This window comes from Microbacterium sp. lyk4-40-TSB-66 (assembly GCF_030209475.1).
GTDB lineage: Bacteria > Actinomycetota > Actinomycetes > Actinomycetales > Microbacteriaceae > Microbacterium.
Genome location: NZ_JARVRW010000002.1, coordinates 293185 through 316714, shown reverse-complemented (window position 1 = coordinate 316714; position 23530 = coordinate 293185). Strand labels below are relative to the sequence as shown.

At 70.8% G+C, this 23530-nt stretch carries 28 protein-coding genes; 16 read left to right on the top strand and 12 right to left on the bottom strand.

The annotated features are described in order from the left end of the window. The first annotated feature begins 616 nt into the window (after positions 1–616). Positions 617–907, top strand: coding sequence for a hypothetical protein (locus QRO03_RS03625; RefSeq protein ID WP_285136156.1), 291 nt, complete (start codon positions 617–619; stop codon positions 905–907). 97 nt (positions 908–1004) lie between these two features. Here the strand turns inward: QRO03_RS03625 and QRO03_RS03620 are convergent, their stop codons facing one another. Together QRO03_RS03620 and QRO03_RS03615 are read right to left on the bottom strand one after the other, a co-directional pair. After that, positions 1005–1349 carry a heavy-metal-associated domain-containing protein gene (locus QRO03_RS03620; protein WP_285136155.1) on the bottom strand — a complete coding sequence of 115 codons (345 nt, stop codon included), beginning with the start codon at positions 1347–1349 and terminating at the stop codon, positions 1005–1007. Between the two features lie 11 nt (positions 1350–1360). Next, positions 1361–1642 carry a metal-sensitive transcriptional regulator gene (locus QRO03_RS03615; protein ID WP_056230224.1) on the bottom strand — a complete coding sequence of 94 codons (282 nt, stop codon included), beginning with the start codon at positions 1640–1642 and terminating at the stop codon, positions 1361–1363. Positions 1643–1873: 231 nt separating this feature from the next. On the opposite strand from QRO03_RS03615, the gene QRO03_RS03610 reads away from it, so the two are divergent. Beyond that, entirely contained in the window at positions 1874–2233 is a 360-nt protein-coding gene (locus tag QRO03_RS03610) for a hypothetical protein (RefSeq protein WP_285136154.1), read from the top strand. A gap of 17 nt (positions 2234–2250) precedes the next feature. On the opposite strand, the gene QRO03_RS03605 is transcribed toward QRO03_RS03610, so the two are convergent. Then, positions 2251–2943: an ABC transporter ATP-binding protein gene (locus QRO03_RS03605; RefSeq protein ID WP_285136153.1), complete on the bottom strand. Its 693-nt coding sequence runs from the start codon at positions 2941–2943 to the stop codon at positions 2251–2253. Further along, positions 2940–4001, bottom strand: coding sequence for an FtsX-like permease family protein (locus tag QRO03_RS03600; protein WP_285136152.1), 1062 nt, complete (start codon positions 3999–4001; stop codon positions 2940–2942). Before QRO03_RS03600 ends, QRO03_RS03605 begins: the two co-directional genes overlap by 4 nt. Before the next feature lie 145 nt (positions 4002–4146). Between QRO03_RS03600 and QRO03_RS03595 the strand changes: the two genes are divergently transcribed. The 4 genes from QRO03_RS03595 to gnd all read left to right on the top strand — a co-directional run bounded on the left by QRO03_RS03595 (position 4147) and on the right by gnd (position 7634). Beyond that, complete coding sequence (locus QRO03_RS03595) at positions 4147–5310, top strand: sensor histidine kinase (RefSeq protein ID WP_285136151.1); 1164 nt, start codon at positions 4147–4149, stop codon at positions 5308–5310. After that, the gene (locus tag QRO03_RS03590) at positions 5307–5927 is read left to right on the top strand and encodes a response regulator (RefSeq protein WP_285136150.1); all 621 of its coding nucleotides are present in this window, start codon (positions 5307–5309) and stop codon (positions 5925–5927) included. Before QRO03_RS03595 ends, QRO03_RS03590 begins: the two co-directional genes overlap by 4 nt. A 59-nt stretch (positions 5928–5986) precedes the next feature. After that, positions 5987–6487: a bifunctional nuclease family protein gene (locus tag QRO03_RS03585; protein WP_285136149.1), complete on the top strand. Its 501-nt coding sequence runs from the start codon at positions 5987–5989 to the stop codon at positions 6485–6487. Positions 6488–6572: 85 nt separating this feature from the next. After that, the gene (gene gnd / locus QRO03_RS03580; RefSeq protein WP_285136148.1) at positions 6573–7634 is read left to right on the top strand and encodes a phosphogluconate dehydrogenase (NAD(+)-dependent, decarboxylating); all 1062 of its coding nucleotides are present in this window, start codon (positions 6573–6575) and stop codon (positions 7632–7634) included. Positions 7635–7644: 10 nt separating this feature from the next. Here gnd and QRO03_RS03575 read toward each other — a convergent pair whose 3' ends face one another. Then, complete coding sequence (locus QRO03_RS03575; protein WP_285136147.1) at positions 7645–8172, bottom strand: hypothetical protein; 528 nt, start codon at positions 8170–8172, stop codon at positions 7645–7647. A 172-nt stretch (positions 8173–8344) separates the two neighbouring features. Between QRO03_RS03575 and QRO03_RS03570 the strand changes: the two genes are divergently transcribed. Continuing rightward, a complete protein-coding gene (locus QRO03_RS03570; protein ID WP_285136146.1) occupies positions 8345–8923 on the top strand; it encodes a ribonuclease H family protein in 579 nt (192 codons plus the stop codon). Between the two features lie 287 nt (positions 8924–9210). Further along, positions 9211–9678 carry an inner membrane protein YiaA gene (gene yiaA / locus QRO03_RS03565; protein WP_285136145.1) on the top strand — a complete coding sequence of 156 codons (468 nt, stop codon included), beginning with the start codon at positions 9211–9213 and terminating at the stop codon, positions 9676–9678. 1 nt (position 9679) lies between these two features. Here yiaA and QRO03_RS03560 read toward each other — a convergent pair whose 3' ends face one another. After that, complete coding sequence (locus QRO03_RS03560; protein ID WP_285136144.1) at positions 9680–10636, bottom strand: GNAT family N-acetyltransferase; 957 nt, start codon at positions 10634–10636, stop codon at positions 9680–9682. Positions 10637–10720: 84 nt separating this feature from the next. On the opposite strand from QRO03_RS03560, the gene QRO03_RS03555 reads away from it, so the two are divergent. After that, entirely contained in the window at positions 10721–11110 is a 390-nt protein-coding gene (locus QRO03_RS03555; RefSeq protein ID WP_285136143.1) for a hypothetical protein, read from the top strand. 19 nt (positions 11111–11129) lie between these two features. Here the strand turns inward: QRO03_RS03555 and QRO03_RS03550 are convergent, their stop codons facing one another. Both QRO03_RS03550 and QRO03_RS03545 read right to left on the bottom strand, forming a co-directional pair. Then, the gene (locus QRO03_RS03550) at positions 11130–11282 is read right to left on the bottom strand and encodes a hypothetical protein (protein WP_285136142.1); all 153 of its coding nucleotides are present in this window, start codon (positions 11280–11282) and stop codon (positions 11130–11132) included. Positions 11283–11357: 75 nt separating this feature from the next. Beyond that, positions 11358–12398 carry an LLM class flavin-dependent oxidoreductase gene (locus tag QRO03_RS03545; protein ID WP_285136442.1) on the bottom strand — a complete coding sequence of 347 codons (1041 nt, stop codon included), beginning with the start codon at positions 12396–12398 and terminating at the stop codon, positions 11358–11360. 90 nt (positions 12399–12488) lie between these two features. Between QRO03_RS03545 and QRO03_RS03540 the strand changes: the two genes are divergently transcribed. From QRO03_RS03540 to QRO03_RS03530, 3 genes are all read left to right on the top strand, one after another. Further along, entirely contained in the window at positions 12489–13277 is a 789-nt protein-coding gene (locus QRO03_RS03540) for a hypothetical protein (protein WP_285136141.1), read from the top strand. Positions 13278–13376: 99 nt separating this feature from the next. Then, on the top strand, positions 13377–15986 hold the full coding sequence (locus QRO03_RS03535) for a DEAD/DEAH box helicase (RefSeq protein ID WP_285136139.1): 2610 nt from the start codon (positions 13377–13379) through the stop codon (positions 15984–15986). 116 nt (positions 15987–16102) lie between these two features. Further along, entirely contained in the window at positions 16103–16468 is a 366-nt protein-coding gene (locus QRO03_RS03530; protein WP_285136138.1) for a hypothetical protein, read from the top strand. Positions 16469–16622: 154 nt separating this feature from the next. Here QRO03_RS03530 and QRO03_RS03525 read toward each other — a convergent pair whose 3' ends face one another. After that, the gene (locus QRO03_RS03525; RefSeq protein ID WP_285136137.1) at positions 16623–17183 is read right to left on the bottom strand and encodes a Dps family protein; all 561 of its coding nucleotides are present in this window, start codon (positions 17181–17183) and stop codon (positions 16623–16625) included. Positions 17184–17384: 201 nt separating this feature from the next. On the opposite strand from QRO03_RS03525, the gene QRO03_RS03520 reads away from it, so the two are divergent. Together QRO03_RS03520 and QRO03_RS03515 are read left to right on the top strand one after the other, a co-directional pair. Continuing rightward, the gene (locus QRO03_RS03520) at positions 17385–19193 is read left to right on the top strand and encodes a glycoside hydrolase family 15 protein (protein ID WP_285136136.1); all 1809 of its coding nucleotides are present in this window, start codon (positions 17385–17387) and stop codon (positions 19191–19193) included. 52 nt (positions 19194–19245) lie between these two features. Beyond that, positions 19246–20139 carry an SDR family oxidoreductase gene (locus QRO03_RS03515; RefSeq protein ID WP_285136135.1) on the top strand — a complete coding sequence of 298 codons (894 nt, stop codon included), beginning with the start codon at positions 19246–19248 and terminating at the stop codon, positions 20137–20139. A 237-nt stretch (positions 20140–20376) separates the two neighbouring features. On the opposite strand, the gene QRO03_RS03510 is transcribed toward QRO03_RS03515, so the two are convergent. Further along, positions 20377–20838 carry a GNAT family N-acetyltransferase gene (locus tag QRO03_RS03510; protein WP_285136134.1) on the bottom strand — a complete coding sequence of 154 codons (462 nt, stop codon included), beginning with the start codon at positions 20836–20838 and terminating at the stop codon, positions 20377–20379. 87 nt (positions 20839–20925) lie between these two features. Between QRO03_RS03510 and QRO03_RS03505 the strand changes: the two genes are divergently transcribed. After that, positions 20926–21855, top strand: a complete 930-nt coding sequence (locus QRO03_RS03505; protein ID WP_285136133.1) for a helix-turn-helix domain-containing protein — start codon at positions 20926–20928, stop codon at positions 21853–21855. 4 nt (positions 21856–21859) lie between these two features. Here the strand turns inward: QRO03_RS03505 and QRO03_RS03500 are convergent, their stop codons facing one another. Continuing rightward, positions 21860–22120 (bottom strand): hypothetical protein, encoded by a 261-nt coding sequence (locus tag QRO03_RS03500; protein WP_285136132.1) that lies wholly within the window; start codon positions 22118–22120, stop codon positions 21860–21862. A 139-nt stretch (positions 22121–22259) separates the two neighbouring features. Here QRO03_RS03500 and QRO03_RS03495 point away from each other — a divergent pair, with 139 nt between their 5' ends. Further along, the gene (locus tag QRO03_RS03495) at positions 22260–22418 is read left to right on the top strand and encodes a hypothetical protein (RefSeq protein ID WP_285136131.1); all 159 of its coding nucleotides are present in this window, start codon (positions 22260–22262) and stop codon (positions 22416–22418) included. 66 nt (positions 22419–22484) lie between these two features. Here QRO03_RS03495 and QRO03_RS03490 read toward each other — a convergent pair whose 3' ends face one another. After that, positions 22485–23501, bottom strand: a complete 1017-nt coding sequence (locus tag QRO03_RS03490; RefSeq protein ID WP_285136130.1) for an epimerase — start codon at positions 23499–23501, stop codon at positions 22485–22487. Between the last annotated feature and the right edge of the window lie 29 nt (positions 23502–23530).

The following is a 23530-nucleotide window of genomic DNA, read 5'->3' as shown; positions in this document are numbered from 1 at the left end:
CAGTACGAGGTGAAAAGAGGTGGTTTGGAAAGGGCTTCGGCGAGCTTCTCGAACGCCTTCAGAATTCTTTTGGGGTCGGAGCCGCGGGCGCGTTCGGTGTCCTTATGGGGTTGGTCATGGTCAGCTATGCAGTCGGAAAGTTTCTGGCGCAACCATAGCTACGGATGTCCCGGATGAGCGCCCGTGCGTTATGAGGCTGTGGTGAGGACTGAGGCTTATCTGCCGGCCATGCAGATGTTCTCTACCGTTTGCTACATCGAACCACCGGGAGTCATGCCCATATTCGCCGTCTATAGGTCGATCGTTATGCTGCTCGTGCTGATCGCCGCGGTTGGACGACTGATATGCGCCTCCGGCGGCAATCGGGGCGGGTGAGAGTTCGCGGGCTGAAGATCATGCACCGGATAGCCTTCCCGAGGCGGGATGTGGGGTTGCGGGCATACGCCCGGCGATCGCATCGGAGAACGGTCGGTCGGCCGCCCCCGCCGCGGCCGGCCCGCCCGATCAGCCGGTTAGCGCACGGCTAACCGCGCGGCGAGGATCCGTCAACCCCGCAACGCTTCTCGGCTCGACGCTCCACTCTGAGAACACCCCGGACGACCGAAGGAGTTCTCGCATGGTCATGGAAGCACCACTCAGCCGCCGGGGCTCGTCGAAGGCGTCGCGTCCGATCGTCTCGGGTCCCGTTCCGACGGGCTCGACCGAGGCGTCGACGGAGATCCCCTGGACGCGCATCGATCTCGACCTGTACGAGGTCAGCCGCGGTGGGTACATCGTCGGCTACGTCGAGGTCGTTGGCGCGGTGTTCGTCGCCCTCGGGGGAGCGCGGTACGACCGTGCGGTCGAGGTGTCGCAGCACGTCACGTTCCACGCCGCGGTCGACGTGCTCGTCCGCCGCGTGCTCTGACGCGGGTTCCTCCGCGGCGTCCGGTGGCACGTCTGCGCCGCACCGGCGGTTACCGGCGTGCGACGCGGCCTCGCCGTGTCGCGAGGGCGTGCGTGCCTCAGCGCGCGAGCGTGTAACCGGCCTCGCCGATGGCGGCCGCGAGGTCGTCGTCGCTAGCCGTCCCCGACGACGCGATGCGCACCACCGAGACGCCTCCGTCGTGCAGCTCGACATCGACGACCTCGACGCCGTCGAGCGCGGTGAGCTCTTCGGTGACCGCGCGCACGCAGTGAGCGCACGTCATGCCCTCGACGCGGAGCTCGCTCGTCGCGGTCTGCGCCGTCGGGCTCTGCGCCGCCGGAGTGGATGCCGCGCGGCCGGCGCCGCATCCGCATCCGTCGCCGCATCCGCCCGACGCGGGAGCCGTGGCGGTCAGGCCGAGGTCGATGCGCTGCTCGGTCATGGGGGTCTCCTTCACGAACGGACCAGCCGGGCGATCGCCTGGTTGGCTTCTTTGAGTTTCTCTTCGGCGACGGGCCCGCCCTGGGCCGCGGCTTCGGCGACGCAGTGCGACAGGTGATCGTCGAGCAACGAGAGGGCGACGTTCTCGAGGGCCTTCGTGACCGCCGACACCTGGGTCAGGATGTCGATGCAGTACTGATCGTCGTCGACCATGCGCGCGATACCGCGCACCTGACCCTCCGCGCGGCGGAGGCGCTTGAGGAGGTCGTCTTTGTGGCCCTCGTACCCGTGCATGGTGGCAATGATACCCCCATGGGGTATGCCTAGCATCGTCACCCATCCTGTCAACCCCCTCGGCTCCCGACCCGCGGCGAGAGATGGTCGAGAGGTCAGGAGGTCGACATGCACAACCGTCGCACCCGGGGTGGTCGGAGATGACCACCGAACCTTTCCCCACCGGGCCCCACCGGCCCGTGCGCATCCCGGCGCTGCCCCCGCTGCGCTCGCAGCGGAGACAATCGAAGGATGACGAGAACGCTGGCGGCACTTCCGGGCGCCGCACGGAGACTGTGTCTGAGCAGGAGAAACGGCGAGATCTGCACGCGTGAAGACGGCCACCGCGGTCTTCACCATCGCACGGGCGGACGCCTGATGTGGAGCGACCTGCAGGCCGACCCACTCGCCTGCGCCGGCGCGGGGGAGCCGGCGGAACCGGCGCCCACCCTCCCCGACGGGTACCCCGGCGGAAGAGCGCTCTGCCCAACTTGCTGGGCGTTCGTCACACCCGTGAACGGCGTGCTCGCCCCGCACGACTCGTGGCGCGGAGACGAGACCCGCGAAGAGGCGGACCGGCGACGCGACTGGTTCAACAGCTTCGGCTGGTGAGGTCCACCGCTCCGGTCTCATACCGAGGCGGCGACGAGACGGGCCCGCCCGTCGACGACCTCCACCGTCTCATCCAGCGTCTGCGCGTGCACGAGGTCGTGCGTCACCAGGAGGGTCGCCGTCCCGCGCTCGCGGGTCAGGCGAGCGATCAACGCCATGATCTCCGCTCCCCGAGCCGTGTCGAGCGCACTCGTCGGCTCGTCGACGAGCAGGACCCGAGGGTCGTGCACGAGCGCGCGGGCGATGGCGACGCGCTGGCGCTGCCCTCCCGACAGCTGCGCGGGCCGACGGTCGCCCTGCGCGTCGAGTCCCACGGCATCCAACAGCTCCTCGACGCGTCCGCGCACCTGGGCGCGGCGCTCACGGCGGCCCCTCCCGCCCAGCTCCGCCATGACGCGCAGCTGCTCGCGGACGGTGAGGGCGGGCAGGAGCTGGGGCTGCTGGAACACGATCCCGATGCGCTCGCGGCGGAGGGCCGTGCGGGCGGCCGCGCTGAGGTCGGTGGCATCCACTCCGTCGACGACGACGCGACCGGAGTCGGGACGCACGAGGGTGGCGGCGAGGGCGAGCAGGCTCGACTTGCCGGAGCCCGAGGGCCCGGTGATCCCGGTGAGGACCCCCGGTCGGCCCTCGAGGGTGACGCGGTCGACCGCGGTGACGCGCGCATCGCCGTCGGGGTAGGTGAGGGTGACGTCGTCGAGAAGGATCATCGTGTGCTCCCGAGGGCTGCGAGGGGATCGGAGGTGGTGACGGTGCGCAGCGATACGGCCGCACCGATCAGGCCCAGCGCGATCATGACCATCGCGGGGGCGAGGGTGGTGAGCGGACTGAGGAGGAACGGCAGTGCTCCGCCCGCGATCGCCCCGAGCGCGGCGGTGAGTCCGATGCCGACCCCGACGCCCAGCACGAGCACGACGAGGGCCTGACCGAGCGCGTCGCGGACGAGCGCAGGGGTGCTCGCTCCGAGGGCTTTCAGCACCGCGATGTCGCCGGCGCGCTGCATGGTCCACACCGTGAAGAACGCACCGACGACCAGCGCCGAGACGCCGAACAGCATCGCGATCATGAGGGCGAGCGACCCGATCTCGGAGCGGAACGTGGGCAGCGCCGTCAGGCTCGAGAGCGGGGTGGATGCCACCGTGCCGGTGTCGGCGGCGACGGTGTCCCACGCGGGTTCCCCCGACACGGCGAGCACGGTCGCGGCGCCCGTACCGCCGAGGCGTTCGTCGAGCGCGCGCCAAGCCGACGGGGTGAGCGAGACGACCGGAGTGTGGCTGTACGACAGGTCGTCGCCGATCGCCGCGACCGCGTACGTCGAGCCCGCGACCGTGACCGTGTCGCCCGAGGTGGCTCCCAGCGTCTGAGCGGCGCCCGCGGAGAGGATGACCTCGTCGTCGTGGGTCGGGGCGGCGAAGCGGGTCCCCGCGTCGAGGCCGAAGAGCGCGACGGCGCCCGCGGCGCCCGGGCCCTCGGCGCGCGTCTGACGGATGCCGACCGCGTCGACGCGCTCGACCCCGGTGGCCCCGCGCCACGCGGTGATCGCGGCGTCGTCGATCGCGGAGTCGGCGAAGGTGGCCGCAGCGTCCCCGGCGGGGTGCAGGACGAGCCGATCGCCGGGCAGCGCCAGCACGGCCGAGACGTTCTGCGCGGCGAGGCCCCCGGTGAGCCCCGAGAGGAAGCCGACGAGCAGGGTGATGAGGGCGACGACCGCCCCGATGAGGGCGAATCGCCCGCGGGCGAACCGCAGATCGCGCCATGCGACGTACACGTCGCCTCCTTCCGCCGGTGGATCTCGCCGGCTTCCCCCAGCCTCGCCAGAAGACGCCGGCGGGTCATCGGCGGCCCGGGCGAACTCCCTCTCCACCTTTCGGATGATCCGCCGAGGCCGTGGCATCCGTACCCTGGACTCCGACATGCCCCACCGCACCCTCGCCCCCGTCTTCGCTGGCCTGCGCGTGGGGCTCCACGTGCTCTTCGCCGGACTGCTCGCGCTGGTCGTGGTGCGAGTGCTGCTGACGGACGCGCCCTTCGGCGCCCTGCTGCTCGCGGGCCTTCTCGGCGTGCTCTACCTCTCGGGCATCGCGCTGTCCCGCACGGGCCGCTCCGGCGCCGGGATCGCGTGGCTCGCGGCGCTCACCGTCGTCTGGGCGGCGCTCGTATGGCTCGTTCCCGAGGCGGCTTATCTCGTCTTCCCGCTGTTCTTCCTCTACCTGCACCTCCTTCCCGGTGTGGCTGGTCCCGCCGCCGTCGTGGCCGCCACCGCTCTGACCATCGCGGCTTTCGCCGTGCACGGCGGGCTGACGGTCGGCGGGGTCGTCGGGCCCGTGGTCGGTGCGGGCGTCGCCCTGCTGATCGGCCTCGGCTACGCCGCGCTCGAGCGCCGCGCGGCCGAGCGCGAGGCTCTCGTGGCCGAACTGATCGCCACGCGCGACCGACTCGCCGCGGCGGAACGCGAGCAGGGGGTGCTCGCCGAACGCGCGCGGCTGGCCCGCGAGATCCACGACACCGTGGCGCAGGGGCTGTCGAGCATCCAGATGCTGCTGTATGCGGCGGAGCGGGCGGATGCCACAGGCCCCGGCATCGGGCATGTGCGCCTCGCGCGGCGCACGGCGGCCGACGGACTCGCCGAGACCCGGCGTTTCATCCGCGAGCTCGCACCTCCGAGCCTCGACAGCGGGCTGGGGGCGGCGCTCGACCGCCTCGCCGAGGGCTGGGGTGCGCGCGAGGGCGTGGCTGTCACCGTCGAGGTGGCGCAGGAGCTGTCGCTCCCCATGGACGCGCAGACGGCTCTGTTGCGCATCGCGCAGGGCGCTCTCGCGAACGTCGCGCAGCACGCCCGCGCCGGTCACGTCGGCATCCGTCTCGACCGGACCGACGACGCGGTGCGCCTCGAGATCACCGACGACGGCGCCGGGTTCGATCCGCGCGTGGCGGAGCGGGCCGCATCCGCGACGGATTCCTTCGGCCTGCGCGCCATGCGGGAGCGCGTCGATCAGCTCGACGGTCGCCTCGACGTGGTCAGCGCCCCCGGCGCCGCAACGACGATCACGGTGACGCTGCCTGCGGGTGCGCCGTGATCCGCGTCGTCATCGCCGACGATCACCCGGTGGTGCGGGCGGGTGTGCGCGCGCTGCTGGACGCCGAGGCCGACATCGACGTGGTGGGTGAGGCCGCCACGCCCGACGAGGCGGTGGCCCTCGCCGGTGAGCTCGCGCCCGAGCTCGTGCTCATGGACCTGCAGTTCGGCGATCGTGCGGCCGGAGCCGATGCCACTCGGCGGGTGCGCGCACTGGCGGCCCCGCCGTACGTGCTCGTCCTGACCAACTACGACACCGACGGCGACATCCTGGGGGCCGTGGAAGCCGGGGCGAGCGGGTACCTGCTCAAGGACGCGCCCCCTCACGAGCTGCTCGCGGGCGTCCGTGCGGCGGCCTCCGGCCAGAGCGCCCTGGCACCGTCGATCGCCGGCCGCCTGCTCGCGCGTCTGCGCGAACCGCGCGTGACCCTGTCGGTGCGCGAGATCGAGGTGCTGCGACTGGTCGCCCGCGGAGCGTCCAACGCCGACGTCGCGCGTCGGCTGCACATCACCGACGCGACCGTGAAGTCGCACCTCGCTCACGTGTTCTCCAAGCTCGGGGTGTCCTCCCGCACCGCGGCGGTGTCGGCGGCGCGGTCGCTCGGCATCCTGCGCTGACCGCGTTCTGCGCGGTACTCGCCCCCTTCCGTCGCGGGTGAGCGCCGTACGATGGGTGGATGATCCGGGTGCGCGTGGTCGGAGTGGCTCTCGACCCGGCCCAGCAGCACGTGATCCTGCTGAAGCCGGTCGACACCGACGCGGACGGCGACCGGGTGCTGCCCGTCTGGATCGGCCCGCAGGAGGCCATGTCGATCCTCGTCGCGATCGAGGGCACACCGTCGCCGCGTCCGCTCGCCCACGACCTCATGACGGCGATGCTGGGCGAGCTGTCGGCGTCCGTCGACCGCGTCGAGGTCACCCACCTCGATGAGGGGACCTTCCACGCCCGCGTGATACTGGACACTCCGGCGGGGCAGCGCACCTTCGACGCCCGCCCCTCGGATGCCATCGCCCTCGGTGCGCGCGTCGACGCCCCGATCTGGGTGTCCGACGACGTGCTCGCCGAGGCGGGCGTGCCCGATGAGGCGGTCGAACTCGACCCGTCGGCCGACGAGGAACGGGTGCAGGAGTTCAGGCGGTTCCTCGACGACGTCGATCCCGACGATTTCCAGGGCTAGCACCGACGCCGCAGCCCCCGGGCGGCTCCTAGACTCGCGAAGGGGCCGCGTGCGGCGGCCGTGATCCACGACGAACGGGGTACGGATGCAACTCGCCATGGTCGGACTCGGACGAATGGGCGCCAACATCGTCCGCAGGCTCATGAAGGACGGTCACGACTGCGTCGTGTTCGACGTGAATCAGGATGCCGTGGCCGCACTCGTCGCGGAGGGCGCCACCGGGGCGACGAGCATCGCCGACCTCGCCTCGAAGCTGCAGAAATCCCGCGCGGTATGGCTGATGATCCCCGCCGGCCTCACCGGGAAGGTGGTCGACCAGGTCGCCGAGGTGCTCGAGCCCGGTGACATCATCATCGACGGCGGCAACTCGAACTACCGCGACGACGTGCGCCGCGCGGCGAAGCTGAACGACAGCGGCATCCACTACGTGGACGTCGGAACCAGCGGCGGCGTCTTCGGTCTGGAACGCGGCTACTGCCTGATGGTCGGCGGCCACGAGGAGGCCGTCACGCACCTCGAGCCCGTGCTGCGCACGATCGCCCCCGGACCCGGCGAGGTCGAGCGCACGCCGGGCCGCACCGGCGAGTTCACGACCGAGGAGCGCGGGTACCTGCACTGCGGCCCATCCGGCGCCGGTCACTTCGTGAAGATGGTGCACAACGGCATCGAGTACGGCATCATGGCCGCGCTCGCCGAGGGGCTGAACGTACTGAACAACGCCGACGCGGGCCTTCACCAGGGGGAGCACTCGGCTGAGGTCGCCCCCCTCGAAGAGCCCGAGTACTACCAGTTCGACATCGACACCGCCCGCGTGACGGAGCTGTGGCGCCGCGGGTCGGTCATCTCGTCGTGGCTGCTCGACCTCACCGCCGCAGCCCTCGCGCAGAACCCCACGCTCGACGGGCTCGCCGGGCGCGTGTCCGACTCGGGCGAGGGGCGCTGGACGGTCAAGGCCGCGGTCGACACGGGGGTTCCCGTTCCGGTGCTGGCCGCGTCACTGTTCGAGCGGTTCGCCTCGCGCGGCGAGGACCACTTCGCCAACCAGGTGCTCTCGGCGATGCGCCTGCAGTTCGGCGGGCACCAAGAGCTCCCCGCCGGCGACGTGCTCGAGGCGGGCCAGAAGAAGGCCGAGAGCGGCCGCGACTGAGCCGGGAGCCTCAGCGCTCCAGCAGGATCTGACACACGAAGAGGCCCTCGCCGTCGCGCCACACCTCGGTGGCGGGGGCCTCGCAGGTGCCGTTCTCGGCGGTGAGCAGGCGCACGCCCGCCTCGTCGTAGATCGCGTAGGGACCGACCGTGCCGCGCACCGGGGTGGTCGCACCTCGCGGCAGCTCGCCGACCGATTGGAGGGCGTCCATCAGCGACGTGCTCGCGTCCTGCGTGTAATACGTCGTGCTCTCGTAATCGCGGCAGTTGGCCGTGCCCCCGGTGCCGACGGGGAACCCGTCACCCAGGCAATAGCCGCCGAACGGCATGTCGGGCAGGGCGCCGTTCGCAGCCCGGTACCTCTCGAACAGCTCCTCCCACTGCACGAGACGCTGCGTGGCCTCGGTGTTCGGGTCGGCCGGCTGGGCCAGGAGCCAGACCAGGAATGCGGCTGCGCCCACGATCACGGCTCCAGCGATCGCGAGGGCGGTGACGGCGGCGGGGTGCAGGCGGGCGCGAGCGGGGGCATCGGGCGACATGACGGCGGTCCTTCTCGACGGGGCGACGGGCGCACGGGCGCGGGAGGGTCACGTTTCCACAGGCGCGGACGCTCGCCGTCGCCCTCCGCCGACCCGGCGGGCGCCGCGGCGGCACATTCACCTCCGACTTCACCTGGCGGGGTGCATCCGGACGAGAGGGGAGACTAGAGGGATGAGTTCGCCCGCGTCCGCACCCCTCACCCCCGCTCCTTCCGACCGCTACGTCGTCGCCACCGACGGAGCCTGCAAGGGCAATCCCGGACCGGCCGGCTGGGCCTGGGTCGGCGAGGACGGGCACTGGGCGGCGGGGTCGATCCCGGCCGGCACGAACAACATCGGCGAGCTCCTGGGCCTGCTGCACGCGATCACCGATCACGCCGACGTGCGCGAGCTCGTCGTGCAGGCCGACTCGAAGTACGCCATCGACACGTACTCCTCGTGGATGGACGGCCACCGCCGTCGCGGGTGGGTCACCAGCGCAAAGAAGCCCGTCGCCAACCAGGGCATCCTCGAGGCCCTCATCGCGGCGCGCGACGCCCGCCGCGCGGCCGGGCTCCCCGACGTCGTGCTCGAGCACGTCCGCGGACACAGCGGCCACGTGCTCAACTCGTGGGCCGACGAGCGTGCCGTGCGGGCCTCGCAGCACGCGGCCAAGGGCGAGGAGCTGATCTGGACGTCGCTGCGGGGCCTGGACCGGCTCGAGGTGGCCTCCGCGCCGCCGCGCTCCGCCGCCGACCGCAACGGACGCTGACCGGCGGTGCCCGTCGGTCTCCCCGTGGTCGTCTGATTTCCCGCCGTCTCGCGGGTCGTCGGGGTGACCGCGTCAGGGCGACGTCGTGCCAGGATCTCCGCCTCCTCGGCGAGCGTGAGACCCGCGCGCCGGGGGCGATCCCACGGACGTCGGACAGCGGGGACGGCTTCACCCGAGGACGAAGTTCTCCACAATTTCGCCCGTATGTCTCCACCAGCATGTTGCGGGCGCTACGTTCTCCGCCACGGAATATATCCCCCGAGGGGGACGAAAGAAGGGTGGGGACCATGTCGGATATCCAGAAGCAACAGGTGCTCGGTCGACCGACCGGAGCGTTCGTCGGAGCGTCCTGGGTGGCTCTCGGACTCGGCGCCTCGGTGTACTTCGTCGGGTTGTACAACGCGCGCATGCTGCTGTCGGAGAAGGGGTTCTTCCTTGCGGTGTTCCTCCTCGGACTGTTCGCCGCGATCAGTGTGCAGAAGGCGGTCCGCGACCGCGCGGAAGACGTTCCCGTGACCGGCGCCTATCTCGGCGTGGCATGGGGGATGCTGCTGGTCTCGCTGACGCTGATGGTGATCGGTCTGTGGAACGCCGAACTCCTGCTGTCGGAGAAGGGCTTCTACGGCATCGGATTCGCGATGAGCCTGTTCGCCGTGGTCGCCGTGCAGAAGAACGTGCGGGACCTCGCCGCGTTCCGCCGGGCGAACCCCGAGGCCACGCCCGTCGCGCGTCCCGCATTCCCCGCCGCTCCCTGAGTCAGGCGGGCACGCGGGTTCCCTGGTGGAAGACGCAACGGGGCAGGGGATCGCAGCGCCACACCGACGACCGCCGGCTCACCCCGTCGCCGGATCGCAGCACGTACGTCAGCAGCACCGTGTCGGGCCCGAGCGTGCGGCTTCGCCTCTCCTCGATCACGGGTGGGCGCGAGGGCGCTGGCTCGGCGGTGAGGGCGGTGATCATGTCGCTGCGGGTCCAGTGCCGCCCAGACTGGCCGATCTCGGTGAAGTCGTCGGCGAGCAGCTCCTCCAGTCGGTCGGCACCGGCTCGCACGGCCGGGTCCAGCAGGCGCTCCTCACCAGCCCAGGCGTCGGCTGCGAGAAGGTCGGCATCGTGCCCGCGCTGCCGGACGACGTCGCGGCGTTCGACGTCGACCGTGGCCGCGCTCCCGGCGCCCGCCTCGGCTCGTCCCGGATTCACGTCGAAGCCACCCGCCCATTCGCGACGCAGGACGGCGTAGGCGACGGATGCCAGGGGCGGGGCACCCACTACCGGCCAACCGTCGCGGAACCAGCCCTCGCGAACCCACCCGCTCTTCTCGAACGTGCGACGCATCGCCATATTGTCCTCGCGGGTGTGGCCCTCGACGCGCACGAGGCCGGCGTGCATGCGGAACGCGTGTTCCACCGCGAGGGGGAGGACCTCCGCGCCCACGCCGTGACCGCGCCACCGCTCCGCGAGACGCAGATCGATCATCGCCGTGGGGTCGTCGAGGTCTTCCAGCCGCACCAGGCCGAGACGCCCCCGTTCGTCATCGTCGATCCAGAACGCCTCGGTGCGGTCGTCGCCCCAGCGTCCGGCGTCGATGTCGGCCGTGACCTGGGCGGCGTCGAGTCGCTCCCGCACGTGGAACGGGAAGACGTTGCCGGTGAGGAACGCGGTCAACGCATCGCGGTCTCGCCCCCCGGCGTCGACGCGGCTCAGAGCGAGGGTCATGCGTCCACCGTAGACAGTCCGTGCTCGGCATCCTGTCTACGCTGGGGAGCGACCCCGTTCGCGAAGGAGCCCGCCATTCCCTCTGTGCCCCGCACCCCCGCCACCCCTGGGCCCGCCGAGCGGTCCACGACTACCCGTTCGCTGCGGACGGCCTCGCTCGCCGTCGCCGGCATCGGGGCGGCGATCACGATGGGCGCGCTCGGTTCGTGGTGGACCCCCGCGATCCTCCTCGTCGCGACGGCCGGTGCGATCTTCGCCATCTGGTGGGTGGCCGGACCCTCGGTCGGCGAGCGCGTCGTGCTGCCGGTGCTCGTCGTCGTGTCGGCACTCACCGTGGTATCCCTGTTGGGGCTCGTCGGGCTCCTGCCGACCGCCTGGACGTGGGCGGCCCTCGGGGCCTATGCCGTGGCGTGGGGCGAATACCTGGTGACGCAGACGATCGCTCGCTCTCGCGCTGCCGCCGGCCTTCGCTGAGGAGGGCGGCTCACGCCGTTTATCCGTCGGACGGGGAAACGTCGGGCCGGGCGTCACGCCCGCCGATGGCGGTGAGTTCGTCGCGGATGGCGCGGCGCACGGTCCAGTACAGGGCGTAGAGCGCGACGGCCGCGAGGGTGACCAGGAGAACGAGCTGCGTCAGGGCGTCCATCCATCCAGGCTGTCACGGCGAGGGCGTCGGCGGCATCCGCGATTCAAGGAAGAACCGGATGCCGCCGACGTGCGCTCACACGGCGGCCGGTGCGTGCGTCGGCACCCAGCCGAGGGCCGGGGCGACGTGCTTCGCGAAGTTCTCGACGAGGCGCAGGTTGAACTCCACGCCCATCTGCGACGGGATCGTCAGCATCAGGGTGTCGGCGCTCATGACCGCTGCGTCGTTCTGCAGCTGTTCGACGAGCCTGTCGGGAGTTGCGGCATACGTCTTGCCGAAGGTCGAGCGCATGCCGTCGATGACGCCGATCTGGTCGTTGCCCGCCGACCCGCCGAAGTACATCTCGTCTTCGGCCGTGACGATCGGGAAGATGCTGCGGCTCACCGAGGTGCGGGGTTCACCCGAGTGGCCGGCCTCGCGCCACGCGGCGCGGAAGGCGTCGAGCTGCTGCGCCTGCAGGAGGTCGAACGGCGTGCCGTCGGCTTCGGTGAGCAGTGTCGACGACATCAGGTTCACCCCGAGACGACCGGCCCACTCGGCGGTGGCCGTCGTGCCGGCGCCCCACCAGATGCGCTGACGGAGCCCGGGGGAGTGCGGCTCGATGCGCTGAAGGCCGGTTCCCCCGCCGAAGGGGCTGTGCGGGTCGCGCTCGGCCAGGCCCTCGCCGTCGATCGCGCGCAGGAAGAGGTCGAAGTGCTCGCGGGCGATGTCGCCGCCGCGCGGGTCGGTCGAACCGGTGTAGCCGAACGCCTCATAGCCGCGCACCACGCTCTCGGGTGAACCACGGCTCACGCCGAGCGCGAGGCGGTTGCCACTGATGAGATCGACGGATGCCGCCTCCTCGGCGAGCATGAGCGGGTTCTCGTACCGCATGTCGATGACGCCTGTGCCCACCTCGATCCGCGAGGTGCGGGCGGCGATCGCGGCGAGCAGGGGCATGGGAGCCGCCTGCTGACGGGCGAAGTGGTGCACGCGGAACGAGATGCCGTTGACACCGAGGTCGTCCATGCCCTGGGCGAGGTCGATCGCCTGCAGCATCGAGTCGCCGGCGGTCAGCTGGTGCCCGCCGCCGAGGGGGCCGTAATGGCCGAAGGAGAGTGTGCCGAAGGAGCGCATACGGGGTGCAACGCGGAGTGCCACGGTCTATTCCCGCGCATGGACCGTTGGATGGCCCCGGACCCTTCCAGGTGTGGAACCATTCAGAGCATGGACGACGACGTACGCCACGAGCTGCGTCGCCTGCGCGCCCGGGCCTACGGCCCCGACGCGGACATCGCGAGCGATCCGGTGGCGTCGGAACGACTGTCGGCCCTCGAAGAACTCGAGCGGCAGGAGCGTTCGTCGCCCCCGCCCCCGCCCCCGCCCCCGCCCCCACCGGCACCGGCACCGGCACTGCACGAGCGCGTTGAGCCCACGGCATCCGGTGTCGATGATGACGCGGAGGGCCCCGGCGGAACCGAGGACGATGACGAGGTTCCCCGCGAACGTCGCCCCCTCGTGCGATCGCGGCGCCAGGTGTGGGCCTGGGCGATCTCGCTCGCGGTCGTCACCGCGCTGGCGAGCGCCGCGACGGCACTCAGCGTGACCTTCCTTCCCGTGTCGAACTCGGTGGGTGCTCCGCAGGTCGGCACTCTTGAAGAGGATCCCGACGCCGACACCCCCTCGATCTTCGGTCAGCGCACGGGCGGCGAGCGCGCCTTCAAAGACTTCTACGGCGTGACCGCTTTCGTCGGATTCGTCCAGGTCGACTCGACCGACAATCGCAGTCCGTGCGTGTACCTCCTCGACTCCTCCGAGGTCGCGGAACGCGGAGTCCGGGGGGTCAGCGGCAACTTCGCGTACGGCGGGTGCGGTGCGGGGATCTTCCCGGCGACCGTGGAGTTCGTCGTGGCGGAAGGGATGCCGGAGCCGTTCGTCGACCGCTTCCCGATCGGCACCAGCGTGCAGTTCGTCTTCGACGGCGAGAACGTCGGCGTCTTCGCCGAAAGAGGCTGACGTTCGCGGCGGGGACCGGTGCCTTCGACAGGCTCCGCGCCCGGTGGTCCCTGAGCCTGTCGAGGGGCACGCTCACCCGGCGGATGAGAGGGTGGGGGAGTGACCCCCCTCCTCGAGCACGTGCCCGCCGGCAGCGATCCGGATGCCGTGTACCTCGGCTTCGTCGAGTGGGCGAGCTCTCGTGGTCTGACGCTGTATCCCGCGCAGGACGAGGCGGTCATCGAGATCGTGTCGGGGGCGAACGTCGTGCTGTCGACCCCGACCGGCACGGGCAAGTCGCTCGTCGCGGTCGCCGCGCACGCGGCATCCCTCTCTCGAGGGGGTCGGAGTTACTACACGGCGCCGATCAAGGCGCTCGTGAGCGAGAAGTTCTTCGCGCTCGTCGACATCTTCGGCGCCGAGAACGTCGGCATGGTCACCGGCGACTCCTCCGTCAACGCCGACGCGCCGATCGTGTGCTGTACGGCCGAGATCCTGGCGAACCTCGCGCTGCGCCAGGGCGCCGACGCGAACGTCGACCAGGTGGTCATGGACGAGTTCCATTACTACGGCGAGGCCGATCGGGGGTGGGCATGGCAGGTGCCCCTGCTGCTGCTGACGCGTGCGCAGTTCATCCTCATGTCGGCGACCCTCGGAGACGTCACCGACATCGCCGACGACCTCGCACGCCGCACCGGCCGCCCCACCGCGCGCGTCACCGGGGTCGAACGCCCCGTGCCCCTGCACTTCGAGTACGCCCGCACTCCCGTGCACGAGACGGTGCAGGAGCTGCTGGACACCAAGCAGGCGCCGATCTATGTCGTGCACTTCTCTCAGGCCGCGGCCATGGAGCGCGCCCAGGCGCTGTCGTCGATCCGCATCATCGGCCGTGAACAGCGCGACGAGATCGCCGAGGCGATCGGCGGCTTCCGCTTCACCACCGGCTTCGGAAAGACGCTGTCGCGGTACGTCCGCGCCGGCATCGGCGTTCACCACGCTGGCATGCTGCCGCGCTACCGGCGCCTGGTCGAGACGCTCGCGCAGCGGGGTCTCCTCCGTGTCATCTGCGGCACCGACACCCTCGGCGTGGGCATCAACGTGCCGATCCGCACGGTGCTCATGACGGCGCTGACCAAGTACGACGGCACGCGCATGCGCCAGCTGTCGGCGCGCGAGTTCCACCAGATCGCCGGTCGCGCGGGCCGCGCGGGCTACGACACCGCCGGAACCGTCGTCATCATGGCGCCCGATCACGAGATCGAGAACGCCGCGCAGATCCTCAAGGCCGGCGACGACCTCAAGAAACAGAAGAAGATCGTGCGCAAGAAGGCGCCGCAGGGCTTCGTCAACTGGACCGAGCAGAGCTACGACCGTCTCGTGGCGGCCGAGCCCGAACCGCTGCAGCCGCAGATGAAGCTGAGCGCCGCCATGCTCATCAACGTCATCGCGCGCGGCGGCGACGTGTTCGCCAACGTCCGCTCGCTCGTCTTCGACAACCACGAGCCACGCGCTCGTCAGTACGAGCTCGCCCGCCGAGCCATCGCGATCTTCCGCACCCTCGTGCAGGCAGGTGTCGTGGAGGTCGTCCCCGCGTCCCCCGCCCCCGCCGCGCGTGAGTCGCCAGGATCTGTCGCTTCGACGGGGTCCGAAGCGACAGATCTTGGCGACTCACGCATCCGGCTCACCGTCGACCTGCAGCCGAACTTCGCCCTCAACCAGCCGCTGTCGCCGTTCGCGCTCGCCGCGATCGAGATGCTCGACCCCGAGGTCGAGCTCGGGAGGGGGCCGGATGCCGTGCCGGCGGCGTCGTCGGTGGGCACCGGGCACTACGCGCTCGACGTCGTCAGCGTGATCGAGTCGACGCTCGACGACCCGCGCCCGATCCTGTCGCAGCAGCAGTTCCGCGCGCGCGGCGAAGCGGTGGCGGCGATGAAGCGCGAGGGCATCGAATACGACGAGCGCATGGAGCTGCTCGAGGAGATCACCTGGCCGAAGCCGCTCGACGACCTGCTTGCCCAGGCGTACGAGGTGTTCGCCTCGAGCCAGCCGTGGATCCGCGACTTCGAGCTGTCGCCGAAGTCGGTCGTGCGCGACATGTACGAGCGCGCGTGCTCGTTCGGCGAGTACGTCTCGCTGTATCAACTGGCCCGCAGCGAGGGGCTGGTTCTGCGCTACCTCAGCGACGCGTTTCGCGCGATCCGTCAGACCGTGCCGGTCGATGCCCAGACCCCCGACCTGCTTGATCTCATCGCCTGGCTGGGCGAAGTCGTCCGTCAGGTCGACTCGAGCCTGGTCGACGAGTGGGAGCAGCTCATCAACCCGGCCGACGACCCCTCCGCCCCCGTCGTGCCGCCGGCGCCGCCGTCGATCCTCACCAACCGTCGCGCGTTCGTGGTGCTCGTGCGCAACGAGATGTTCCGCCGCGTGCAGCTGGCGGCGCTGCAGCGCGACGACGAGCTCGTGGAGCTGGACCCCGAGGTTGATTGGCCGGGCGCGCTCGACGGATACTTCGATGAGCACGACACGATCGGCACGGGCGGTGCGTCGCGCTCTTCGGCCCTCGTCGAGATCGACGAGTCCTCGGCCGCCGAGGGGGTCTGGCGGGTCGAGCAGACCATCGACGATCCCGCGGGCGATCACGACTGGCGCATCCGAGCAGAGGTCGACCTCGCCGCGTCCGAAGAGGAGGGCACCGCGATCGTGCGGGTCACCGAGGTGCTGCGGCTCTGACGGTTCCTGCACACGCGGGGTCCGGGTGAAGTTTCCCTCGGATCGCATGTGCACATGGGTCACGGTCGTGGGCGTGACGTACATTGGACGCGTTCCCCGAGCAGGAAGGGTCGCCCGTGAATCTCGATACCGTCGAGGCGTTCGTCGCCCTCGCCGCGTTCTTCCTCACCTTCGCCGTCGCCATCCTCGGCGGGATGAAGTGGATGCTGGCCCGGATGGAGCAGCGTACGGACGAGCGTTTCGATCGCGTGGATCGACGCTTCGACCAACGCTTCGACCGTCTCGAGGCGAGCACGGACGAGCGATTCGCGCGGGTCGACCGCCAATTCGGGGACGTCGACCGACGATTCGCGGAGGTCGACCGACGATTCGCGGAAATCGACGGACGATTCGCCGAGGTCGGCGCGACGCTCACCGACATCAAGATCGCACTGGCCCGGATCGAAGGCCCGCACCCGCCGTTCCTCATCGCACGCGGATGACGCAGCGAGTCCTCCGCTGACGCGGTCGCGGGCCACCCCGCTCGTCAGGGACGGCGCGCCGGTGCGGTCGCTCGCGGCGAGGGCGCGGCGACCGTGGCGGGAACGACGGATGCCGAGGCCCTGAGGCCCCGGCATCCGGTGTCTGCGGTCGCGGTCAGGACTTGCGGGCGACCCGGTTCTCGGCGCTGACCATCCACGAGAGCTGCTCGAGTCGCTCGAGCACGCCGTGCAGGATGTCGGCGCTGGTGGGGTCTTCGTCGTCGACGCCGTCGTGCACCTCGCGGACGGTGCCCACCGTGGCGTCGAGGCGCTCGGTGATGAGGTCGATGACCTCGGCCGTGTCGACTTCTCCCTGGGGGAACTCCGGCAGGGTGGTGGTCTCGGCGACCGTGTCGCTGCGGCCGTCGGGCAGGGCGTGCAGGGCACGCATGCGCTCAGCGACCTCGTCGCCGAATTCACGGGCGGCGTCGATGATCTCGTCGAGCTGCAGGTGGGTGTCGCGGAAGTTCTTGCCGACGACGTTCCAGTGCGCCTGCTTGCCCTGGACCGACAGCTCGATGAGGTCGACGAGCACGGCCTGAAGGGCGTCGGTCAGCTGCTCCGACGCCTGGAAGCCCTTCTCGGCGTTCTGCTCTTCCGTCGTCTCGGGACCGCTGCCTCCGCGCGCGGGGCGACGACGGTTCTTGGTGGGGGCGTCCTTGGTGGTGGTGGACATGCGCGTTCCTTTCACTCACGGTCACCCACGACGCTAGGTCGCCCTCCGGCGGTGGTGACGGGGGTTGCGGGGGCGTGCACGGCGAGGTAACCGGAGACCGCCCCGTGGGAAGCGCCTGCGCCGGGGTGCGCCGCCGTAGCCGCTCGGCATCCCCTCGGCAACCCCGGCCCCACCTCGACGCGGCCTTCCTAGCGTGAATGCGTGCCCCTCGATCCCCCTGCGCCGTCCCGTCCGTTGCGCGACTACGCGGCGATCGGCGACGGTCGCACGGTCGCCCTCATCGGTCTCGACGGGTCGGTCGACTGGCTGCCGCTCCCGAACATCCACTCGCGCCCCGTCTTCGCGCGGCTCGTCGACGAATCGTCCGGTGGCTGCATCCAGCTCGCCCCGGTGGGGGAGTACACCGTCACCCGCCGCTACATCCCCCGTACGAATGTGCTCGAGACCACGTTCACGACCGAGACCGGGGTCGCGAAGGTCACCGACGCGATGGTGACCGGGATCGCCGGACGCCTGCCGTGGGCGGAGCTCGCACGCCGTGTCGACGGGGTGAAGGGCGAGGTCGAGTTCGCCTGGTGCGTACAGCCGGGGACCATGCTGCGATCGGCGTCTCCCTGGACCGAGCGCATCGACGGCTTCTCCATCATGCGGATCGGTCACGTCTCGCTCGCCGTGGTCGGCCATGAGCACGGCCTGCACGGCGAACCGGACTCGGGCGACGAGAGCATCGACGGCGGGTTCACCACATCGAAGGGCTCGCGTCACCTGCTCGTCATCGCCGCCACCGAGGGAGAGCCGCTGCGCGTGCCCGACGCGAAGAACGTCGACCGCGGGATCGACCGCACGGTCGACGGGTGGACGATGTGGTCGGACGAATTCTCGTACGAGGGCCCCTGGGCCGATGACGTCCAGCGCAGCGCCCTCGCCCTGAAGCTGCTGCTGTTCAGCCCGACCGGGGCGATCGCCGCCGCGGCGACGACGTCGCTGCCCGAGAACCCCCGCGGCGGTAAGAACTGGGACTACCGCTACGCCTGGGTGCGCGACCTCGCGTACACCGCGCACGCGTGGGTGGGCTTCGGCCTGCGCGAGGAGACGCACGCGGCGATCTCGTGGTTGCTGCGCACCATCCGCAAGAACGGCCCAGAGGTGCAGGTGATGTACACGCTCGACGGTGAAGCCGAGATCGGGCTCGAGAAGCACCAGGTGCCCGGGTGGAACGGCAACCAGCCCGTCGTCACCGGTAACCCCGCGCAGGGACAGCTGCAGCTCGGCGTCTACGGCGACCTCATCGCCCTCTGCCGCACCTACGTCGAGGCCGGCAACCGCCTCGACACGCAGACCGGTCGTCTGCTCGCCGACGTCGCCGACCGCACCTGCGATCTGTGGCGCCTCGAAGACTCCGGCATGTGGGAACTCCCCGAGCTGCGCCATTACACCTCGTCGAAGATGGGCTGCTGGAAGGCCCTCGACGACGCGCAGTGGCTCGCGGGCGGCGGACACATCCCCGACAACGGCGAACGCTGGCGCGCCGAGCGCGACCGCATCCACGCGTGGGTCGACGAGCGGTGCTGGTCGGAGGAGCTTCAGACGTACACGCTCGCGCCCGGCAGTCAGGATCTCGACGCGTCGATCCTGCTGCACGCCCCCACCGGCTTCGACCGCGGGGAGCGCATGTCCAAGACTCTGGATGCCATCACCGAACGCCTGACCACCGATGACCACCTCGTCTACCGGTACACCGGCATGGACCAGGAGGAGCAGACGTTCGTCGCGTGCGCCTTCTGGCGCGCGACCGCCCTGGCCTGCGTCGGCCGACACGACGAGGCGATCGAGGCCATGGACGCCCTCGTCGCGCAGGCGAACGACGTCGGCATCTACTCCGAGATGATCGCGGAAGCCGACGGCGCCTTCTGGGGGAACCTCCCGCAGGCCCTCAGCCACCTGGCCCTCATCAACGCCGCCCTCGTCATCCGCGATCTCGTGGACGACGAGGACCTCGCCGGCCATTGACTCCCCGCCGTGGCCTCACGCCACGGCATCCCTCACCCTGAAAGGACTCGCCATGAGCACGCAGTACACGTTCACCGACCCGACCAAGCTGTACGCCGACATCGACCCGCAGTCGCAGGACCAGAAGGAGCCCGGTCTCGACGCCGAGCTCACGCCCAAGGCCGCCCTCGGCGAGGACACCTACGTCGGCAGCGAGCGCTTGAAGGGCCGGAAGGCCCTCATCACCGGCGCCGACTCGGGCATCGGGGCCGCCACCGCGATCGCCTTCGCCCGCGAGGGCGCGTCGGTCGCGATGTCGTACCTGCCCGAGGAGAAGGTGGATGCCGACCGCATCGCCGGCATCCTGCGCGAGGCCGGCGCGACCGTCGTGCAGATCCCCGGCGACTTGCGCGAGCGCGAGTACGCCCGCACGCTGGTGAAGGACGCCGTCGAGGGCCTCGGCGGACTCGACATCGTCGTCAACAACGGCGGCAAGCAGATCTTCAACGAAGACGTCACGACGCTGAGCGACGAGCAGTTCGACGACACGTTCAAGACCAACGTCTACGCGATGTTCTGGATCTGCAAAGAGGCGGTGCCCCACCTCGCACCGGGCTCCACCATCATCAACACCACGTCGATCCAGGCGTACTCGCCGGCGCCGATCCTCGTCGACTACGCCTCGACGAAGTCGACCATCAACACCTTCACCAAGGCGCTCGGCCAGCAGCTCGCGCCGAAGGGCATCCGCGTGAACGCGGTCGCGCCGGGACCGATCTGGACGCCGCTGCAGGTCACCGACGGCCAGCCCGACGAGAAGGTCGACGAGTTCGGCGAGGAGACCCCGCTCGGACGCATGGGTCAGCCCGCCGAGCTCGCGCCGGCGTACGTCTACCTGGCCTCGGCGGAGTCGAGCTACGTCATCGGCGAGACGCTGAACGTCAACGGCGGGATGCCGACGCCGTAAGCGATGCGAGGGGAGGGGCCGTCGTCCGGGTACGGGCGGCGGCCCCTTCGGCATCCGGGGGGGGTATCGGTCCCTCCGACGGGCTCAGGGACCCGGGTGCGGCGGCTGGAGCCGGGGTGGCTGAGCTCGACGGAGCCACCGGGTGTGCTGCGGGTCCGGTCCCGTCGACAGGCTCGGGCACCCGGGTGCGGCGGCTGGGGCCGCGGGTGGCTGAGCCTGTCGAAGCCAACGGGGTCGTCAGAGCAGGTTCTTGCGGTAGAAGATCTCGCCGTCGGCCGTCTCCTCGGTGCGGTGGTACCCCTCGCGCTCGTACAGACGCTGGTTCGCCTCGCTCAGACCGCCGGTGAAGAGTTCGGCCTCGGTCGCCCCCGCCGCACGGCCCCGCTGCTCGACCGCGTCGAGGAGGAGCGTGCCGAGGCCCTCACCCTGCTGGTCGGGCGCGATCGCCAGACGTCCGATGAGCAGGAGCTCGCCATCGAGGCGCGCGCGCACCGCCCCCACGATGCGCTGCCCCGTCACGGCGACGCAGCCGAGGTTCTCGACGAGCTCGGCCCGGAGTTCCTCGAGGGTCTGGGTGAGCGGCGGCATGTCGGGGTCGCCGTAGATGAGCGCCTCGCTCGCGAAGGCGGCGCGCTGCACGGTGAGCACCTCCCCGGCATCGTCGGGCGACACGGGGCGGATGAGGGGCGAGTTCGACACGGGGTTCCTCCGGGCGGGCTGGATCACGTCAGGTTAACTATCATGGGCATCAGATCACCGTTTTCTCGCCGGTGGACCGATCTCCCCATGAACGACTTCTTCGATACGAGCGTCCGCACCTCCGACGTCGCCGCCACGCACGCCTGGCTGCGGTCGCAGTACGGGCACGTCGACGTGCAGGCGGAGCGGGCCTCGATCGCCGAGCACGCGGTCGGCGACGCGACGTTCGCGCTGCGGCGGCTGACGTGGGCCTGCAGTGCCCAGGTGACCTACGAGGCGGATCGCTTCTACTTCGCGACCTCGACACCGGGGTACGCGTGGACCGTGGGGTCGCGCGCGGGGGATTACAGCGTCGACCCTGGCCTGGTCCAACCCGGTGAAGAGCTCGTGGGGCGTGCGCGAGACACCACCGTGAAGCTCGTCGCCTTCGACGTGGACTGGCTCACCGAGTCGGCGCGCGCGATCTACGGCGACGAGTCGCTCGACGTGCGTTTCGCCGGAGCCGAGCCGGTGTCGCGCCGCATGCGCGACTACTGGCTCGCCACCGTCCGCTGGGCGCAGACCCAGCTCCCGGTCATGGCCGAGCCCCTCGCCCGCGCGCACGTGCGACGCTCGCTGATGGCGGCGACCCTGGAAGCCTTCCCCCTCTCCGGCGACCCCCGGGAACGGCGTGCCTCGGCGCTGGAGCAGGCGTCGATCTACACGTCCGCGATGGCGTGGATCGACGACCACGCGTCGCTGGCCATCACGGTCGACGACGCCGCCCGGGCCGTCGGTACGTCGACGCTGGGCCTGCGCCGCGCCTTCGCCGCCAACGGTCAGCTCGCCGACAATCCCGAGGAGTACCTTGCGGCCGCCCGCGTGAGCGCGGCGCATGCCGACCTCATCGACGCGGATCCGACCTGCGTCACGGTCGAGGAGGTCGCCACGCGATGGGGGTTCCTCGATCGCGCCGCCTTCGTCGCCGCGTACCGCGCCGCCTACGGCTCAGCGCCCGAGACGACGCTCGACCGCTGAGCGGTCACCGGTCGCGGTCGGTGTATTCGCCGGGATCGTCGACGTCTTCACGCGACTCGTCGCCGCCCGGCAGCTGCACGTCGGTGTAGGCGCCGGCCTCGTCGGACCGGGGTCGCTCCTGGGTGCCGTCGACGTTCTCACGGTCGACGTACTCGCCCGGCAGATCGGCGCTCCCGCGATCCGTCGTCCCGTCCGGCAGCTGCAGATCGGTGTACTCGCCCTCGTCGGGTCCCGTGCCGTGTCCGTTGACATCGCGCTCAGTCATTGCCGCCTCCTGGATCGTGGTGGCTCGACGCTAGACCCGCGCGAACGCCGTCGCAGCGGTCTTGACAGGCGCGCTGTCGCGCACGTGCCGGGGTGTCAAGGCCATGGGAGGGAGCTCCACGGCGGCGCAAGGTGGAGTCATGCCTGCTCTCGCCATCGTCCTCGTCATCGTCGGTCTCGTGCTCCTGTTCCTCGGCGTCTTCGTCGAGGCCGTGAAGTTCCTGCTGTGGATCGGCCTCATCATCCTGATCGTGGGGGCCGTCATGGCGGTCCTGCGCTTCATCCGCCGGCAGGTCTGACTCCCCTCGGACGCCGGAGACGCCGCCCCCCAACCCCTTCCGGGGAAGGTGGCGGCGTTCGGCGTTTCAGGCCGAGAACAAGTCGCGCGCCCGTGGCGCATGCGCGGCGGCGACCGCCTCGAGCGCCGGACCGAGCTCGGGGTAGCCGAACGAGAAGCCCGCCTCGGTCAGCACGCGCGGCACCGCCCAGCGGCTCTTGAGCACGAGTTCCGGTTCGTTGCGCAGAAACGCCATGGCGGGATCGAGCATCCACCGGAAGGCCGGGAGGCCGAGCGGCATCCGGGCCACCCGCCGGATCTCCCGCATCAGGGTGCGGTTGTCGCTGACGCCGGGGGCCGCGAGGTTGACCGGACCCGAGACGTCGTCGCGATCGCGGAGGAAGCGGACGGATGCCACGACGTCGTCGATGTGGATCCAGCTGAAGCGCTGTCGTCCCGACGTGCGGTGCCAGCTCGACCACACCGCGCCGGTGGGGTGCGCGCCGATGCCGCGGTACCGGCGATGCGGGAACCACCAGCTGTCGAGCTGCGGCCCGCCGAGCCCCAGGCGCCCGAGGGCGAAGAGCATGCGCGTCGCGGGTCCGTCCCCGAGCACGATCGCCATCCGCAGCGCCACCCGCCGGGTCGCGGGCAGGTCGCCGGCGAAGAACGCGCGCTCCCAGCTCGTGGCCACGTCGACCGAGAAGCCGTCGCCGACGACCCCGTCGATCTCGTCGTTTCCACGCTCGGTCTCGTGCCGGTAGACGGTGGCGGTGGAGGCGTTCATCCACACCCGCGGCGCATGAGCGGCCGCGGCGACGGCCGCGTGCAGTTCACGGGTGGTGTCGACGCGCGAGCGCAGGATCTCGTCGCGATTCGCGTCGGTGTACCGACACGACACGATCCTGCCCGCGAGGTTCACGAGCACGTCGGCGCCGTCGACGAGCCGTGCGATGGCGGCGGCGTCCCCCCAGACGGCGGTACCCGTGCGACCCACCGTGACCACGTCGTAGCCGTCCTCGGCGAAAGCGGCGGCCAGCGCCCGTCCGACGAAGCCGCTGGCCCCGGCGATCACGACGCGGGGAGTGGCGGGTGGTCGGGTCACGGCATCCTCCGGGGGTCGGTGGTTTCAGC

Coding starts and splice junctions, on each gene's coding strand:
- QRO03_RS03560 (WP_285136144.1), bottom strand. CDS start 10,636: ATGACCCTCGCTCTGAGCCGCGTCGACGCCGGGGGGCGAGACCGCGAT.
- QRO03_RS03550 (WP_285136142.1), bottom strand. CDS start 11,282: ATGGACGCCCTGACGCAGCTCGTTCTCCTGGTCACCCTCGCGGCCGTC.
- QRO03_RS03570 (WP_285136146.1), top strand. CDS start 8,345: ATGAGTTCGCCCGCGTCCGCACCCCTCACCCCCGCTCCTTCCGACCGC.
- gnd (WP_285136148.1), top strand. CDS start 6,573: ATGCAACTCGCCATGGTCGGACTCGGACGAATGGGCGCCAACATCGTC.
- QRO03_RS03615 (WP_056230224.1), bottom strand. CDS start 1,642: ATGCACGGGTACGAGGGCCACAAAGACGACCTCCTCAAGCGCCTCCGC.
- QRO03_RS03525 (WP_285136137.1), bottom strand. CDS start 17,183: ATGTCCACCACCACCAAGGACGCCCCCACCAAGAACCGTCGTCGCCCC.
- QRO03_RS03620 (WP_285136155.1), bottom strand. CDS start 1,349: ATGACCGAGCAGCGCATCGACCTCGGCCTGACCGCCACGGCTCCCGCG.
- QRO03_RS03610 (WP_285136154.1), top strand. CDS start 1,874: ATGACGAGAACGCTGGCGGCACTTCCGGGCGCCGCACGGAGACTGTGT.
- QRO03_RS03505 (WP_285136133.1), top strand. CDS start 20,926: ATGAACGACTTCTTCGATACGAGCGTCCGCACCTCCGACGTCGCCGCC.
- QRO03_RS03595 (WP_285136151.1), top strand. CDS start 4,147: ATGCCCCACCGCACCCTCGCCCCCGTCTTCGCTGGCCTGCGCGTGGGG.
- QRO03_RS03495 (WP_285136131.1), top strand. CDS start 22,260: ATGCCTGCTCTCGCCATCGTCCTCGTCATCGTCGGTCTCGTGCTCCTG.
- QRO03_RS03625 (WP_285136156.1), top strand. CDS start 617: ATGGTCATGGAAGCACCACTCAGCCGCCGGGGCTCGTCGAAGGCGTCG.
- yiaA (WP_285136145.1), top strand. CDS start 9,211: ATGTCGGATATCCAGAAGCAACAGGTGCTCGGTCGACCGACCGGAGCG.
- QRO03_RS03585 (WP_285136149.1), top strand. CDS start 5,987: ATGATCCGGGTGCGCGTGGTCGGAGTGGCTCTCGACCCGGCCCAGCAG.
- QRO03_RS03575 (WP_285136147.1), bottom strand. CDS start 8,172: ATGTCGCCCGATGCCCCCGCTCGCGCCCGCCTGCACCCCGCCGCCGTC.
- QRO03_RS03545 (WP_285136442.1), bottom strand. CDS start 12,398: ATGCGCTCCTTCGGCACACTCTCCTTCGGCCATTACGGCCCCCTCGGC.
- QRO03_RS03515 (WP_285136135.1), top strand. CDS start 19,246: ATGAGCACGCAGTACACGTTCACCGACCCGACCAAGCTGTACGCCGAC.
- QRO03_RS03500 (WP_285136132.1), bottom strand. CDS start 22,120: ATGACTGAGCGCGATGTCAACGGACACGGCACGGGACCCGACGAGGGC.
- QRO03_RS03605 (WP_285136153.1), bottom strand. CDS start 2,943: ATGATCCTTCTCGACGACGTCACCCTCACCTACCCCGACGGCGATGCG.
- QRO03_RS03540 (WP_285136141.1), top strand. CDS start 12,489: ATGGACGACGACGTACGCCACGAGCTGCGTCGCCTGCGCGCCCGGGCC.